14 protein-coding genes are annotated in these 15,226 nt (G+C 74.2%); 5 read left to right on the top strand and 9 right to left on the bottom strand.

Annotated elements, in window-relative coordinates; genetic code table 11:
- Positions 1 to 852, bottom strand: coding sequence for a TIGR00730 family Rossman fold protein (locus tag ACFYZF_RS03310; protein WP_387015382.1), 852 nt, complete (start codon positions 850 to 852; stop codon positions 1 to 3).
- 178 nt (positions 853 to 1,030) lie between these two features.
- Between ACFYZF_RS03310 and ACFYZF_RS03305 the strand changes: the two genes are divergently transcribed.
- The gene (locus ACFYZF_RS03305) at positions 1,031 to 1,198 is read left to right on the top strand and encodes a hypothetical protein (protein ID WP_387015379.1); all 168 of its coding nucleotides are present in this window, start codon (positions 1,031 to 1,033) and stop codon (positions 1,196 to 1,198) included.
- A gap of 141 nt (positions 1,199 to 1,339) precedes the next feature.
- Here ACFYZF_RS03305 and dapE read toward each other — a convergent pair whose 3' ends face one another.
- Positions 1,340 to 2,413 (bottom strand): succinyl-diaminopimelate desuccinylase, encoded by a 1,074-nt coding sequence (gene dapE, locus ACFYZF_RS03300; protein ID WP_387015376.1) that lies wholly within the window; start codon positions 2,411 to 2,413, stop codon positions 1,340 to 1,342.
- 24 nt (positions 2,414 to 2,437) lie between these two features.
- Between dapE and dapD the strand changes: the two genes are divergently transcribed.
- Positions 2,438 to 3,397: a 2,3,4,5-tetrahydropyridine-2,6-dicarboxylate N-succinyltransferase gene (gene dapD, locus ACFYZF_RS03295; protein WP_387015373.1), complete on the top strand. Its 960-nt coding sequence runs from the start codon at positions 2,438 to 2,440 to the stop codon at positions 3,395 to 3,397.
- A 125-nt stretch (positions 3,398 to 3,522) separates the two neighbouring features.
- Here dapD and ACFYZF_RS03290 read toward each other — a convergent pair whose 3' ends face one another.
- Positions 3,523 to 6,885 carry a S8 family serine peptidase gene (locus tag ACFYZF_RS03290; protein ID WP_387015370.1) on the bottom strand — a complete coding sequence of 1,121 codons (3,363 nt, stop codon included), beginning with the start codon at positions 6,883 to 6,885 and terminating at the stop codon, positions 3,523 to 3,525.
- A 142-nt stretch (positions 6,886 to 7,027) separates the two neighbouring features.
- Between ACFYZF_RS03290 and ACFYZF_RS03285 the strand changes: the two genes are divergently transcribed.
- Positions 7,028 to 7,585, top strand: a complete 558-nt coding sequence (locus tag ACFYZF_RS03285; protein ID WP_387015367.1) for a sugar O-acetyltransferase — start codon at positions 7,028 to 7,030, stop codon at positions 7,583 to 7,585.
- A 69-nt stretch (positions 7,586 to 7,654) separates the two neighbouring features.
- Here the strand turns inward: ACFYZF_RS03285 and ACFYZF_RS03280 are convergent, their stop codons facing one another.
- The 3 genes from ACFYZF_RS03280 to ACFYZF_RS03270 all read right to left on the bottom strand — a co-directional run bounded on the left by ACFYZF_RS03280 (position 7,655) and on the right by ACFYZF_RS03270 (position 10,081).
- A complete protein-coding gene (locus ACFYZF_RS03280) occupies positions 7,655 to 8,299 on the bottom strand; it encodes a nucleoside/nucleotide kinase family protein (protein ID WP_387015366.1) in 645 nt (214 codons plus the stop codon).
- Complete coding sequence (locus tag ACFYZF_RS03275) at positions 8,299 to 8,943, bottom strand: SIMPL domain-containing protein (RefSeq protein ID WP_387015363.1); 645 nt, start codon at positions 8,941 to 8,943, stop codon at positions 8,299 to 8,301. The genes ACFYZF_RS03280 and ACFYZF_RS03275 overlap by 1 nt, the downstream gene beginning before the upstream one ends.
- A 118-nt stretch (positions 8,944 to 9,061) precedes the next feature.
- Entirely contained in the window at positions 9,062 to 10,081 is a 1,020-nt protein-coding gene (locus tag ACFYZF_RS03270) for a prephenate dehydrogenase (protein ID WP_387015362.1), read from the bottom strand.
- 212 nt (positions 10,082 to 10,293) lie between these two features.
- Here ACFYZF_RS03270 and ACFYZF_RS03265 point away from each other — a divergent pair, with 212 nt between their 5' ends.
- Complete coding sequence (locus tag ACFYZF_RS03265) at positions 10,294 to 12,171, top strand: M48 family metallopeptidase (RefSeq protein ID WP_387015359.1); 1,878 nt, start codon at positions 10,294 to 10,296, stop codon at positions 12,169 to 12,171.
- Between the two features lie 48 nt (positions 12,172 to 12,219).
- On the opposite strand, the gene dapC is transcribed toward ACFYZF_RS03265, so the two are convergent.
- Together dapC and fdxA are read right to left on the bottom strand one after the other, a co-directional pair.
- Positions 12,220 to 13,335: a succinyldiaminopimelate transaminase gene (gene dapC / locus ACFYZF_RS03260; protein ID WP_387016041.1), complete on the bottom strand. Its 1,116-nt coding sequence runs from the start codon at positions 13,333 to 13,335 to the stop codon at positions 12,220 to 12,222.
- Positions 13,332 to 13,658, bottom strand: a complete 327-nt coding sequence (gene fdxA, locus ACFYZF_RS03255) for a ferredoxin (protein ID WP_387015356.1) — start codon at positions 13,656 to 13,658, stop codon at positions 13,332 to 13,334. The genes dapC and fdxA overlap by 4 nt, the downstream gene beginning before the upstream one ends.
- 79 nt (positions 13,659 to 13,737) lie before the next feature.
- Between fdxA and ACFYZF_RS03250 the strand changes: the two genes are divergently transcribed.
- A complete protein-coding gene (locus ACFYZF_RS03250) occupies positions 13,738 to 14,685 on the top strand; it encodes a GNAT family N-acetyltransferase (protein WP_387015354.1) in 948 nt (315 codons plus the stop codon).
- Positions 14,686 to 14,725: 40 nt separating this feature from the next.
- Here ACFYZF_RS03250 and ACFYZF_RS03245 read toward each other — a convergent pair whose 3' ends face one another.
- A complete protein-coding gene (locus tag ACFYZF_RS03245) occupies positions 14,726 to 15,190 on the bottom strand; it encodes a hypothetical protein (protein WP_387015351.1) in 465 nt (154 codons plus the stop codon).
- Positions 15,191 to 15,226 lie beyond the last annotated feature (36 nt).

The raw sequence follows: 15,226 nt of genomic DNA, 5'->3' as shown, positions 1-15,226 counted from the left end.
TCAGCGCTCCCGGCCCTGCTCGGCGGCGGCCTGCTGGTCCGCCGCAGTCCGGGCGACGGACTCCTCGCGGACCGCCTCCTGCTCGGCGGAGAGCGCGGCCTCGGCCTCAACGATGTGCCGGACCGCCGCGTCGACGTCGTCGGTGAGGCAGATCAGCTCCAGGTCGACCGGCCCGATCTTGCCCTCGACCGCCATCGTGTCGCGCAGCCAGTCGAGCAGGCCGTGCCAGTAGTCCGTCCCCATCAGCACCACCGGGAACCGGGTGACCTTGCCGGTCTGCACCAGCGTCAGCGCCTCGAACAGCTCGTCCATGGTGCCGAAGCCGCCGGGCAGCACCACGAACGCCTGGGCGTACTTGACGAACATGGTCTTGCGGGCGAAGAAGTACCGGAAGTCGATGGCCAGGTCGACCCAGTCGTTGAGGCCCTGCTCGAACGGCAGCTCGATGCCGAGCCCGACGGAGAGCCCGCCGGCGTCGCTGGCGCCCCGGTTGGCCGCCTCCATCACGCCTGGCCCGCCGCCGGTGATGACCGCGTACCCGGCCCGGGCCAGGGCGGCGCCCAGTTCCTCGGCCATCCGGCACTCCGGGCTGTCCGGCTTGCTCCGGGCCGAGCCGAAGACGCTGACCGCCGGCGGCAGGTCGGCCAGGGTGTCGAAGCCCTCCACGAACTCCGACAGGATGCGCAGGGCCCGCCAGGCGTCCTTGGTCTTCCAGTCGCCGCGTCCCCGGGAGTCCAGCAGCCGCTGGTCGGCGGTGCTCTTCGGGATGGCCTGGCGGCGCAGCGTGACGGCGCCCCGGTGCCGTTCCCGCCCCCGCTCACGGCCCGGGTCTCGTCCGGTGCTGTCGCTCATGGGAGCAACCGTAGTGGAGGGGCACCCCCTCGGGTGTGGCACCTGTACCGGGTGGCGGGAGGACAGCGGCGAAGCGGACAGATTTTCCACGACCGGGGCAACTAATTCGGTCGCACGCACGTCTTACTATTCACATACCGGGTATGCCCCGGCACGCGCCTTCGGGGGAGGAGCCAGCGTGATCAGCAACAGCGAGATGATCCGGATCCGTCGGCAGATGCAGCGACGGATCCACGACGTGGTGGCCGAGCGCCGCCGCGCCCGGCAAATGGAAGCCACCACCGCCGACCTCACCGGCGACCCGGCCGACACCCGCGCCGAGTCGTCCCTGTCCCCGACCGCCTGACCGACCGTGCGGCGGCGGCCGGCCCGACCGGCCGGCCCCCGAATCAGGGTGGCGGGCCGCCCGGCCGGACCACACTCCCCGGCCGGACCCCGCCCCCGGCCGCACCACGCCCCCGGCCAGGCAAGCCCTGGCACGGCGGGTTCAGGCGGGGGTGAGCCAGCGGTGCAGGGTGGCCGCCCCGTCGCGGATCTTGCTGATCTCGACGTGCTCGTCCGGGTGGTGGGCCAGGTTGGGATCCCCCGGGCCGAAGTTCAGCGCCGGGATGCCCATCGCGGCGAACCGGGCCACGTCCGTCCAGCCCAGCTTGCCGATCGGCGCGGCGCCGACCGCCGCCAGGAACTCCTTCGCCGGGGCCGCTTCCAGCCCGGGTGCCGCCCCGGCCGCCATGTCGGTCACCCGCAGCTCGAAGCCCGCGAACACCTCACGCAGGTGCGCCTCGGCCTCGGCCGGCGTCCGGTCGGGCGCGAACCGGTAGTTGACCTCGATCTCGCAGTGGTCCGGCACCACGTTGCCGGCGACACCCCCGCCGACCCGGACCGCGTTCATGCCCTCGCGGTAGTCGCAGCCGTCGATGGTGACCCGCCGCGCCTCGTACCCGGACAGGCGGCGCAGCACCTCGCCGGCGGCGTGGATGGCGTTCACCCCGTGCCAGGAGCGCGCCGAGTGGGCCCGGACGCCGGTGGTGGTCACCACCGACCGCATGGTGCCCTGGCAGCCGGCCTCCACGATCCCGTGCGTCGGCTCCAGCAGCAGCGCGAAGTCCGCCTGGAGCCACTCCGGGTGCGCCTCGGCGACCAGGAAGAGGCCGTTGTACTTCGACTCGATCTCCTCGGCCTCGTAGAAGAAGTACGTCACGTCGTACTTCGGCTCGGGCAGGGTAACCGCCAGGTGCAGCGCGTACGCCACCCCGGACTTCATGTCCGAGGTGCCGCAGCCGTACATCAGGTCGCCGCGCATGGTCGACGGGAAGTTGTTGTTCAGCGGGACGGTGTCCAGGTGCCCCGCGAGCACCACCCGGGAGTCCCTCCCCAGGTCGGTACGCGCCATGACGGTGTTGCCGTGCCGGAACGTGGTCAGGTGCGGCACGGCACGCAGCACCTCCTCGACGCAGTCGGCGATCACCTTCTCGTTGAGGGAGACGGACTCGATGTCGACCAGGACGCGGGTCAACGCCACCGGATCGGCGAGGACCTCAGGGGTCAGCGGGTTCTCCATGGTTCGCACGGTACCGTCACAAGCGTGACGACTGCACAGCCTGCGTGGGGCATCGGCCTGGCCACCATCACCGCTGACGAGCAGGTGCTCGACACCTGGTACCCGACGGGCAAGGTGGGGCTCGGCGAGCTTCCGTTGGTCTCCGGCGAGGACGAGGCGGACGTGCTCGACCTGCCACCGGGGGCGGTCGGCGAGCGGGCGCTGCCCGGCCTGCGTACCGCCCAGGTGATCACGGTGATCGGGTCGCTGGACGAGCCGATCAAGGATGCCGCCGACGCGTACCTGAGGTTGCACCTGCTCTCCCACCGCCTGGTGCGGCCCAACGAGCTGAACCTCGACGGCATCTTCGGCAAGCTGGCGAACGTGGCCTGGACGTCGGCCGGGCCGTGTCCGCCGGAGCGGGTGGACGAGCTGCGGGTGATCGAACGGGCCGCCGGCCGCCACCTGAGCGTGTACGGGGTGGACAAGTTCCCCCGGATGACCGACTACGTGGTCCCCGCCGGGGTGCGGATCGCCGACGCGGACCGGGTCCGGCTCGGCGCCCACCTGGCCGCCGGCACCACCGTGATGCACGAGGGCTTCGTCAACTTCAACGCCGGCACGCTCGGCACCTCAATGGTCGAGGGTCGCATCGTGCAGGGCGTGCTGGTCGGCGACGGCTCCGACGTCGGCGGCGGCGCGTCGATCATGGGCACCCTGTCCGGTGGCGGCACCGAGAAGATCAGCATCGGCGAGCGCAGCCTGATCGGCGCGAACGCCGGCGTCGGCATCTCCCTCGGCGACGACTGCGTGGTCGAGGCCGGCTGCTACGTCACCGCCGCCTCGAAGATCGCCCTCCCGGATGGCCGGGTGGTCAAGGCCCGCGACCTGTCGGGCGTCGACGGCCTGCTGTTCTGGCGCAACTCGGTCACCGGCGCGCTGGAGGCCCGCCCCCGCACCGGCCGGGGCATCGAGCTGAACGCGGCCCTGCACGCCAACGACTGACGACCGTCGGCGGTGCCGCGCGGCAGCCCGGCCTCCGGGTCGCGGAGGCCGGGCGACGGCACCGCCGACGGAGGACGGCACGGGTCCGGGCCCGGGCGGGCGTGCCGCCGGGCCCGGACGCCGGTTCAGCGCAGCCGGTACGCCTGGATGATCCGCGTGGTCACCGTGTTTCCGGCGGTGTCCTTCGCGGTGGCCCGCAGCGAGACGTGGCCGGTGCCGGCCGGGTGTCTGAGCGTGGCCGTCCAGCCGGAGCCCTGGCGGCGCAGCTCCGCCTTGTGCCAGGTCTTCCCGCCGTCGTAGGAGGCGTCGACGGTCAGCGCCGCCACCTTCGCCGCCGGGGCGCCGTCCTGCCGCTCGACCCGCACCGGAAGGGTGAAGGACCGCCCGGCGGGGGCGCTGTTGTCGACGCGCAGCGCCGGGGCGAAGCGCACCGCCATCGCCGGCAGCGCCGCGAAGCCCTCACCGGGAACATGCTTCGAGCGGAACGTCCAGGCGCTGGTGACCTCCGTGCTCAGGTCAGTGAAGCCCCGCTTCGCCGAGGTCTCCAACCGGTAGTTCGCCGCGCCCGCCGGCACCTCGAACTCCCCGTACCCCGGGTATTCGCTCTCACCGACCAGCTTGCCCTCGCGGTACAGCCTGGTCCACTGGGGGTCGTTGAGCGACCCACCGGGGTGTCCGGCCGCGTCGCTGTGCACGGGCAGGTCGACCACGACGGTGTCACCCGTGCGGGTGATCCCCTCCCACGGCCAGCGCCGGGCCGGGAAGGACGGCGCGAACGGGGCGACGCCCCAGGTCTCGTGGTGCGTCCGGCCGGCCCGGTATGCCGTCGGCGGCGTACGCAGCATCGCCTGCGTGTCCAGCCAGCCCTCGGGGTCGCGGGTGCCGAAGTCCAGCTCGCTCTCCCACCGCACGTGGTTGGTGCTGTAGTGCTCGACGCGGCGGCCGGGCGTCGCGGTGCGCAGGACCAGGGCGGAGCCGCCCGTGTTGTACTCCAGCTCGCCCAGGACGATCCGCTCGGCCTCCAGCCCCGGGTAGGCGTCCCGGAAGGTGTGCACGACGGTGGCCAGGTCCCGGCTGCGGTAGTGCTTGACGAAGCCGGTCGGCATCCGGCCGGGGAACGCCTCCAGCAGCGCGTACAGGTACGGGCTGCTGGCCGCCTGCCGGTCGGCCCACTGGCTGCCGATGGTGGCGACGAACCGCTCGGGAGTGCTGGCCGGGCCGACCTGCCCGCTGGTCAGCCCTCCGAAGCCGAAGCTCCACAGGCCGAACGAGTACACGCTCGTGTCCTCTGCGAAGAAGACCGCGCTGACGTCCACCAGCAGCGGGGTCGCGCCGCGCTGCGGCACCGTGTTCAGCACCGGCTTCGCGGTGCGGGCGTCGAGGGTGAGCCGGAGCGCCCGGTCGACGACCAGCTCGGGCCGGGCGAGCAGGGTGGCCCCAATGGGCTCGCCGTTCGCGTCCGTGGCGGGCAGGTAGCTGGCCAGCCCGTACCGCCCCTTCGGAACGCGCACGGTCGCCGTGCCGTCGGCGTCGTAGACGTCCGTGGGGAACTCGAAGGTTTCCAGGTCGACCAGGGTGGTGCCGTACTCGGTGGCGGGCCTGCCGTCCCGGCCGACGTGGCTGATGGTGAGGTCGTAGCTCTCCACCTCGCGGTGCACGGCGATCGGGGTGACCGCCACCGTCGCGCCGGATCGGGCGACGACCCGGCCGGTGTAGTAGCCGTCCGCGCCCTGTACCCGGGTGTCGGCGGTGACGGTGGCCTGCGCCTGGCCGCCGGCCGGCACGGTGACCCGGGACGCGCCGAGCTGGAACAGACCGGCCGGGGCGGGGTCGCCGCCGGGCCCGGTGGCCTCGACGGCGAGGTCGAGGGTGACCGGGGTGGTCCCGGAGTTGTGCCAGGTCACCGTCCGGGCGATCGTGGGGTCGTCGCCGTGCGGCCATTCGGCGCGGCCGAACGACACGCTCGCCGGGTCGCTGGTGACCTGCTGGCCGATCGCGCGGGCCACGTCGACCCGGCCCGCGCCCTGCTGGTACGCGGTCTGCCCGGGATGCGGCTTGGCCGAGGCCATCAGGGTCGCCTTGAGCGCGCCGGCCCGCCAGTCGGGGTGCCGCTGGGCGAGCAGCGCCGCCGAGCCGGCGACGTGCGGGGTGGCCATCGACGTGCCGGAGAGCGTCATGTACTTCTCGCCGACCGGCTCGCCGAGGTCGCTGCCGGCCGCCCGAGCCGCGACGATCTCCACGCCGGGGGCGGTGATGTCCGGCTTGAGGCCGTCGTCGCCGACCCGGGGGCCCCGGCTGGAGAAGTTGGCCAGTTCGTCGTCCCGGTCGACCGCGCCGACCGCCAGGGCGGCGTCCGCGCTGGCCGGGGAGCCGACCGAACCGTCGGAGCCGTCGTTGCCGGCGGCGATGACGAAGAGGGTGCCGGTCTGCGCGGTGAGGGTCTGCACCGCCTGCTCCAGCGGGTCGACCTCGGGGGTGTCCATTCCGCCGAGGCTCAGGTTGACCACGGTGGCGTGCTTCTCCGCCGCCGCCCACTGCATGCCGGCGAGGATCGCCGAGTCGGTGCAGTTGGCGCTCTCGCAGACCTTGCCGGAGAGCAGCGTGGCGTCCGGGGCCACCCCCCGGTACTTCCCGCCGGAGGCGGCGCCGCTGCCCGCGATGGTCGAGGCGACGTGGGTGCCGTGGCCGACCGTGTCGCCCGACTCGGGCGCCTCGCTGAAGTTGCGCGACTCGGCGAGCCTGCCGGCGAAGTCGGGGTGGTCGGGGTCGACGCCGGTGTCCAGCACCGCGACGGTGACGCCCCTGCCGGTGAGCCCGGCCGCGTGGGCGGCGGGCGCGCCGATCTGGGGCACACTGTGGTCCAGGGTCACCTTGCGCCGGCCGTCCAGCCAGAGCCGGTCGACACCCTCCGCCGTGTCGACCCGGGCGGATGCCCGGCCCGTGGTCATCGCGCCCCACGCCGCGCCGGCGCGGGCCTTCTCGACCGTCACCGCCGCGCCGCCGATCGCGGGCAGATCGCGGATCACCCGGGTGCCGGCGATGCCGGCGACGGCCCGGCGGGCCTCACCCGAGCGGTACGAGACCAGCAGCGGGAGGCTGTCCCGGTGGGCGTCGTCGTAGCCGGCATCGATCAGCCCGGTGACGTCGAAGAGCCGCCGGTCCACCTTGCCCGAGCGGAGCAGTGGCAGCGCGTCCTGGGGCAGCACGGTGACGTGGCCCCGGTCCCGCTGGACCAGGAAGCGCAGGTCGTCGCGGCCGGAGCCGGGCCGGACGGACACCGCGCCGGAGTCCGCGACGGTGACCCGGTCACCGGTGACCAGCGTGACCGTGGCCGGGCGGCCGGCGGCCCGGCCGGCCGGCGCGGCACCCGCGGTCGCGGAGGCGGGGGCGGCGGAGGCGGGGGGCGCGGCCGGGGCGGTCAGTGGCGCGGCGAGCACCAGACCGAGGGCCAGCGCCAGGCCGGCCGCCTTTCTTCCTGTTCGATGCAACGGATTCCTCCTTGTGAGGCGTCATCACTGACAGGGGTCGCACATGCACAGAAAAGGATCGCATACTCGGTATGCAGGGGAGAAGTCAGAAAAGTGACAAACTTGGCACTAAGTGGAGGCCCGACCGGGGGATGATCGGCCGATGACCTCCATGAAGGACCGCATGCTCGCCGGCGAGTTGTACCGCGCCGAGGATCCGGAGATCCTGGCCGACCTGGACCGGGCCGCCCGCCTCAACGAGGCGTTCAACCGCAGCTCGGCGGCCGACCCCGAGGAGCGGCTGGCCGCGCTGCGCGAGCTGCTCGGCTCGGTCGGCGAGGATGCCTGGGTCCGCCCGCCGTTCCACTGCGACTACGGCTGGAACATCCACCTGGGGCCGCGCGGATTCGTCAACTTCAACGCCGTCTTCCTCGACGTCGCCCGGATCACCATCGGCGCGGACGTCCAGATGGGACCGAACGTGCAACTCCTGACGGCCACCCACCCGGTCGACCCGGAGCCCCGGCGGGAGAAGTGGGAGGCGGCGCAGCCGATCACGATCGGGGACAACGTCTGGCTCGGCGGTGGGGTGATCGTGCTGGCCGGGGTGAGCATCGGCGACAACACGGTGGTCGGTGCGGGCGCGGTGGTGAACCGCGATCTGCCGGCGAACGTCGTCGCGGTGGGCAACCCCGCCCGGGTCGTACGCGAGATCGCCTGACCCGTCGACCCGGGCCGTGGCCCGCAGCACGGGACGCCGCCCACGGGCACGGCCGCCGGCCCTCGTCCCTCAGGCGGGCGGGTCGGCCAGCCGGACCACCAGGTCGGCGCGGCCGGCGGTGTCGGCCACCAGGGCCGCGTTGGCCTCGTCGCTGCCCAGCGCCCAGGCCCGCGCCTGCTCCGGCGACCGCCCGTACGACTCGTGCCGGGCGGTCAGCCGGCGGTGCCGCAGCTCGGCGTCCAGGTCGAGGAACCACACCTCGTGCAGCAACTGCCGCACCTCGTCCCACGGGTCCTCGGACAGCAGCAGGTAGTTACCCTCGGTCACCACCAGCCGCACCTCGGGCGGCACCTCGACCGCGCCGGCGACCGGCTCCTCCAGGTCCCGACGGAACCCCGGGGCCCAGACCGAGATCGGCTCCAGCCGGTGCAACCGGCGCAGCAGCGCGACGTACCCACCGACGTCGAAGGTGTCCACCGCGCCCTTGCGCGCGTCCCGGCCGAGCCGGCGCAGCTCCGCCTGGGCCAGGTGGAAGCCGTCCATCGGCACCAGCCGGGCGGTCGCACCCACCTCGGCGACGATCAGCTCGGCCAGGGTGGACTTGCCCGCCCCCGGCGCTCCGGCGATGCCGAGGAGCTGACGGGGCCCGGCCCCGGCCAGGGCCCGGGCGCGGGCCACCAGCTCTCCGAGGGAAAGGACCCGGGCGTCCGACATCAGCCGAGGACCGGCGCGGTGATCGTGAACCGGGCCTCCACCGCCGCGTGCACGCTCTGCGGCTGCGGGTCCAGTTCCAGCTCCGGCGGGGCGTCCGCGGGCCCGCCGGACTTGAACGCGGCGCGGGTCATCATCGGCTGCGGGGCCAGCCCATTGTCCGCCAGCTCCAGCAGCGCGGTCACCCGGGAGCCCAGCGCCTCGGCGTACTCCCGGGCGCGGGCCAGCGCGTCGGCGATGGCGGCGTGCCGCGCCTCCCGGTACGCCGGGCTGTCCGGCCGCAGCGACCACCACGGGCCGGCGACCTCGACCTGGTCCTGATCGGCCAGGCGGAGCATCAGCTCGCCCAGCGCGGTGAAGTCGGTGACGGTGACAGTCGTGGCGACGCTGCCGTGCCAGGCCACCACCCGCTCGCCGGAGCGCTTCGTCTCCGGCCAGACCCGCAGGTCGCCGGTCTCCCGGCGGTCCACGGTCGGGTCGGCGGCGTCGAGCAGCACCCGCACGGCGGCGGCCCGCTCGGCGAGCCGGGCCAGGACGGCCTCCCGGTCCCGGTCCCGCGCCGTCGCGGTCACCGTGAACCGGGCCAGCTCGGGAGCGACTTCCCGGTACGCCTCGCCGCGTACCGCCACAATTGGTCCGTCCACCATGCCCTCACCCTAGAGGAAGAAAAGGGCACCGCATCAACGCCCGCGTGGGGCAGGCACTCATCGGTGCCCGCTCGGAAGGACGGGACGGCGGAACGGTGAGGGCTCGGGCGGGCGGGCCTCAGGCCGGGGTGGCCGGGAGGTGGCCGGTGTAGGTCACCGTCCCCGCCGCCACCCGGCACCCGGTCAGGTACCCGCCGGCGGTGCCCAGCGACAGCAGGTACCCCAGTTCGCCGTCGACGTCCCCGCCGAGCGGAAAGCCGCGGACGACCGGGGGCAGCTCGCGGTCGAAAAGCGTCAACCGCAGCTCGCGAGCCCGCTGGTAGTGCCCCACGAGGGTCGCCACGTCGCCGGCCCGCAGCGCGGCGGCGAGCTGGTCGAGCAACCCGGTCACCCGGCCGAGCTGGGCGAGCACCTGGTCGCGGTTGTTCAGCAGCATGTCCACCGTCCGGGCGGCCGGGGTGCCGGCGACCCGGGTGCCGTCCCGGAAACTGCCGGCGGCCAGGCCCAGCACGGCGTCCCGCAGGTCGGCGTCCGCCACCGCGCCGGCCAGGCTGCCGGCCAACAGGTGCGGGATGTGCGAGGCGAGCGCCGCCGCCGCGTCGTGCGCGTCCGGCGCCATCGGAACGACCCGAGCGCCGAAGACGTCGATGACCAGGGCGGCGAGCGTACGGAACCGCTCGATGCCTGTCGCCGCCGGGCAGAGCACCCAGGCCGCGCCGTCGAACAACTCGGGGACGGCGGCGGTCAGCCCGGCGCGCTCGGCTCCGGCCATCGGGTGCCCCGGGACGAAGCGGTCGGACAGGTCGTGCGCCGCGGCGAACCCGGCGATCCCGCCCTTGGTGCTGCCCACGTCGGTGAGCACGCAGTCGGGACCGGTGTGCTTGGCGACGGTGAGCAGGGTTTCCGGCAGGCTGGACAGCGGGCCGCAGAGGAACACCACCTCCCGGTCGCGGACGGCGTCGGCCAGCTCGTCGGGGAAGGGAACGCCCCGGGCGCGTCCCTCAGCGCGGGTGGCGGTGTCCGGGTCCCAGCCCGTGACGTCGAGCCCGCGCCCGTGCAGGCGGAGCAGGACCGAGCCGCCGATGAGCCCCGTGCCCACCACCGCGGCCCGCGGGCTACCACCGGGCCTGTCCACCATCACGCACCTCGGCGTCTCGGTCGGTACGCGTCGAGGTCACCTCGACCCGTTCGGCCCCGAGGATATCGCCCGCCCGACCGCGGCCCCCTCATGTGCCCGTCCCCCGGGTCGGGGCCCGGCGTCCTGGATCTCAGGCCGCCCGGCGCTGACCGGACGGGGGATGCTCAACGAAGATCCACAAAGTACGTTCCCTCCCGCCAGCCACCACATCGGTGTCCGAATGGAGAAAGGGCAACATCATGTCCGCCGCGACGTACCGGGCGCTCGCCTCGGTGCTCATGCTGATCGGCTTCTACGTCGTCGCGCTGCTCCAGCTCGCCGCCGTCGTCGCGTTCGGCTTCTGGATCCACCAGTGGGCCAGCGGTCTCGCCACCGCCAAGCTCATAATCCCGCTCTTGCTGGCGCTCGGCGCCGTACTGGTCGGGCTCTGGCGAGCCGTCCGCACCAAGAGCGAGCCCGCGCCGGGCCTGGTCCTCGACGAGCGGGCCGCCCCTGCGCTCTGGGCCGCCGTGCGTGAGCTGGCCGCCGAGGTCGGCACCCGCGCCCCGGAGGAGATCCGGCTGGTGCCCGAGGTGAACGCGGCCGTCGCCGAACAGAGCAGCATGCTCGGCCTGGTGGGTGGCCGGCGAACCATGTACGTCGGGTTGCCGCTGCTCCAGGCGATGCGGGTCGACCAGCTCCGCGCGGTGCTGGCACACGAGCTGGGCCACTACTCGGGCCGGCACACCCGGCTCGGCGGAGTGGCGTACCGAGGGCGGCTGGCGATCGCCGAGACCATCGGTCGGATCGGCGGGCGCAACCCGATCGGCTGGGTCTTCCGGGGGTACGCGAAGCTCTACCTGCTGGTGGACAACGCCGCGTCGCGCCGCCAGGAGTTGGAGGCCGACCGCTCCGCGGTGCGGCTGGCCGGCCGGGAGGCTGCCACGTCCGCGCTGCGCACCCTGCCGGCGCTGGACGCCGCCTGGTCGTTCTACATGCGCCGGTACGTCGAGCCGGGCTGGTCGGCGGGGCTCGCCCCGGACGACCTGTTCGGCGGCTTCGGCCAGTTGCTCGCCGCCCGCCGGGACGAGATCACCGCGCTGCGGGAGAACGCGCCCGACGAGAAGCCGTCCCGCTGGGACACCCACCCGCCCGTCGGTGTCCGGGTGGCCGCGATGGCCGACGCGCCGGCCGACGCGCCCGCGCCCGCGCCGGACGAGCGGCCGGCCGCCGGACTGCTGGCCGACATCGGCGCGGCGGGTCTGGCGTTGCAGGCGGACGCGGTCGCGCACGAGGGACGGCAGGTCCTGGCCTGGCCCGAGTTCATCGCGGCGGCGATCGCCGCCGGCGGGCAGCGCGAGGCCGACACCGTCTACCGGGCTGCGGGCCGGTTCACCGGCGCGGCGGAGCCCGGCCTGCCCACGGTGCTGGACCTGGTCCGCGCGGGTCGGCTCGGCGAGTTCGCCGAGCAGTTCTACTCGGACTCCTCCCGCGAGGAGGCGGCCGCCCGCTTCGCCGGCCCGATGAATTCGCTGCTGGTCAACGCCGCGATTCGCGCCGGGCAGGCGCACTGGGAGCTGTCCTGGTCCGCCCCGGCCCGACTGGTCGGCCGGGACGGCGAGCCGTGGGACCTGAACGAGATCGCCAAGCTCGCGGTCGACCCCGAGACCCTGGACGAGGCGCTGGCCCGCCTCGCCGAGGCCGGCGTCGACCCGGCCGGCGCGACGGTCGTGCAGCGGCGGGTCTCCGGCCAGGACGCCGACCTCGTCGGCGCATTGGGCAACATCAAGGTCGACGGCGCCCAGCACGACGTGCTGGTCCTCGACCGCGGGCTGGTGCTGATCGCCGACCCGGGCAAGGCGAGCAAGGGCGAGGAGCGGCTGCGGGCGCTGCTCGGATCCGTGCCGGTGGCCGAGCTGGCGGCCCGACACACCTTCCTGCCGTACGAGGAGATCACCTCGGTCGCGGTGAAGCGGGAGGTGCCGCTGAAGGCCGAGCTGGCCCTGCACGGCGGGCGGACGATGGAGATGCAGGAGCTGTTCTCCAGCGAGCTGCTGGGGAAGCACAGTCGGGACGCGCTGCTGACGGTGTTCCGCCGGATCGGCGGGTGACCTCCGCCGGTGCCCCGGCCGGCCGGGGCACCGGCGTACCCGCTCGACTCAGGGCAGGGCGAGGCGCGCGGCGACCGCGGCGATGTGCTCGTCGGACTCGGTCAGCGCCGCCCGGACGTGCTGCGCGCCGCCCGGGCCGTAGAAGACGCCGGCCGCGACCAGGATGCCCCGGCGGGCCAGCCAGTCCACCGTCGCCCAGCAGTCCTCGCCCCGGGTCATCCACAGGTAGAGCCCGGCCTCGGAGTGCTCGACCGTGAACCCGGCGCCGGTGAACGCGGCCAGCAGTTGCTCCCGCCGGGCCCGGTAGCGCTCCCGCTGGGCGTCGGCGTGCTCCTGGTCGCCGAGCGCGGCGATCATCGCCGCCTGCACCGGGGCGGGCACGATCATGCCGGCGTGCTTGCGCACCTTCAGCAGCTCGGCGACCAGGGCGGGGTCGCCGGCGACGAGGCCCGCCCGGTACCCGGCGAGGTTGGAGCGCTTGGACAGCGAGTGCACCGCCAGCAGCCCGTCGTACGACCCGCCGCAGACCTCGGGCGCGAGCACGGAGACCGGTTCGGCGGCGGCCGACCAGCCCAGCGGCAGGTAGCACTCGTCGCTGGCCACCACGGCGCCCCGCTCGCGGGCCCAGTCGACCACCTTGCGCAGGTGGTTGGCGGGCAGCACCCGGCCGGTCGGGTTGCCGGGCGAGTTCACCCAGACCAGGCGGACCCGGGGGTCGGGGCCGAGCGCGGTCAGCGAGTCGGTGCGCACGGTGGTGGCACCGGCGAGCCGCACCCCGTCCTCGTACGTCGGGTAGCAGACCGACGGCACCACGACGACGTCACCGGGGCCGAGGCCGAGCAGGGTGGGCAGCCACGCCACCAGCTCCTTGGAGCCGATGGTGGGCAGCACCCCGAGGCCGTCGACGCCCGCGCCGCAGACCCGGGCCACCCAGTCCGCGATGGCGGCCCGCAGGGCGGGCGTGCCGGCGGTCAGCGGGTAGCCGGGGGCGTCGGACGCGTCGGCCAGGGCCTGCCGGATCACCGGGGGCACCGGGTCGACCGGGGTGCCGATCGAGAGGTTGATCAGCCCGTCCGGATGCGCCGCGGCCACTGCGGCCGCGGCTTCCAGGGTGTCCCAGGTGAAGTCGGGCAGCCGTGACGAGATCGGCGCGGGCCGGTTCAGTGGCCTTCTCCGCGCGGCGGCTGGCCCGCGACGAAGGTCGCGTCCTTCTCCACCTTGCCGATCTTCGAGGCGCCACCGGGCGAGCCCAGGTCCTCGAAGAACTCGTAGTTCGCCCCGGTGAAGTCCTTCCACTGCTCCGGGACGTCGTCCTCGTAGAAGATTGCCTCGACCGGGCACACCGGCTCACAGGCACCACAGTCGACGCACTCGTCGGGGTGGATGTAGAGCATCCGGTTTCCCTCGTAGATGCAGTCGACCGGGCATTCCTCGATGCATGCCTTGTCGAGCACATCCACGCATGGTTCGGCGATGATGTAGGTCACCGGTCTTCTCCTCCGCAAGACACGTCGCGATCACCCGCGACGGTTAGAGCCTAGTATCTCGCCGGGGAGGGGGTCGATCGTGCTCCGACAGCAGGATGTGGGACACCGGATCGTGGTTCGCCGGATTGTGGGGATTCGCGAAGGCCGGCCGCTCTTCTCGGACGCCCTCGGCGAGTTGGTCGAGCTGACCGAGACCCATCTCACCCTGACCACCGCGCAGGGGCGGCTCCGGGTTCCGGTGGGCGAGGTGCACCGGGCCAAGCGGGTGCCGCCGACCCGCCGGCCGACGGCCGCCGCGGTGGTGGCGCTGGAGCTGGCCGCCGACGCGGCGTGGCCGGCCCCGACCCGGGGCCGGCTCGGCGACTGGCTGCTGCGCAGCGCCGAGGGCTGGACCGGCCGGGCGAATTCGGCCCTGCCGGTCGGCGACCCGGACCGGCCGCTGCCGGCCGCACTGAACGCCGTCGAGCGCTGGTACGCCGACCTCGGGCAGCCCGCCATGGTCAACACGCCGCTGCCACTCGCCGCGCCGGTCGGCGCCGAGCTGGACGCACGGGGCTGGGGCGCCCGGCCGCCGGTGCTGGTGCAGACCGTGCCGCTGGCCACGCTGCGGGCGGACCACGCCGGACTGCCGCCGGTCGAGCTGACCGCCGCGCCGTCCGACGACTGGCTCGCCGTCGCCGCCGGGCGCAAGGGCGGCCTCCCGGACGCCGCCCGGCACGTGCTCACCGCCGTGGAGCAGGTCCGCTTCGCCCGGGTGTACGCCGACGGCGAACTGCTCGCCGTCGGCCGCGGCACGGTCACCGGCGCCCGGCGGCTGCTCGGCCTGACCCTGATCGAGGTCCTCCCGCACGCCCACCGGCAGGGCCTGGCCACCCGGGTCATCCGGGCCCTGGCCGACTGGGGCGCGGCCCTGGGCGCCACCGACGCCTTCCTCCAGGTGGAGCAGAGCAACGCCCCGGCGGTGGCCCTCTACCGCTCGCTGGGCTTCACCACCCACCACACCTACCTCACCCGCGTCGCCCCCTGACCGGACCGGCGCGGGCCGAGGGGGCGGCCGGGGCGGGTGGTCAGCGGCGGACCGGGCGGTGCGGCTTCGCCGCCTTGATCTCGGCGTACCGCTTGAGCATCAGGGAGCGGTGGTCGCGGCCCAGCGTGGTGAGGGTCAGGTAGCCGACGAGCACGCCGGCGGCGGCGGCCAGCAGGTAGAGCCCGGCCTGGGCCAGCAGCGTGCCCGCGTCGCCGTCGAACGGGTTCTGCCCGACCAGCAGCGGCCCGACCAGGACGGTCAGCAGCAGCGCGACCCCCACGGCGGCGGCCATCTCGCCGGCCCAGCGGGCCACCGGGCGCTCCTGCCCCCAGCGGAACGCCAGCGCCGCGAGGATCGCCCCGATCACCAGGAACATCGCCAGCGAGACCCGGTCGGCCGCCGCGTCGTCGGAGTCGAGACCGAACTTGATGACCACCCGGGCGATCACGTTGACCACGAACAGCGCCGCCGCGAGCACCCCGACCGACAGCCATCGATTCTTCATCGCACGCCTCTCGCCGCACCGCCCGCCGCGACGGCG

The sequence above is a fragment of the Micromonospora sp. NPDC001898 genome, from assembly GCF_042891255.1.
In the GTDB taxonomy this organism is placed as follows: Bacteria; Actinomycetota; Actinomycetes; order Mycobacteriales; family Micromonosporaceae; genus Micromonospora.
This window is presented reverse-complemented; position numbering and strand designations above follow the sequence as displayed.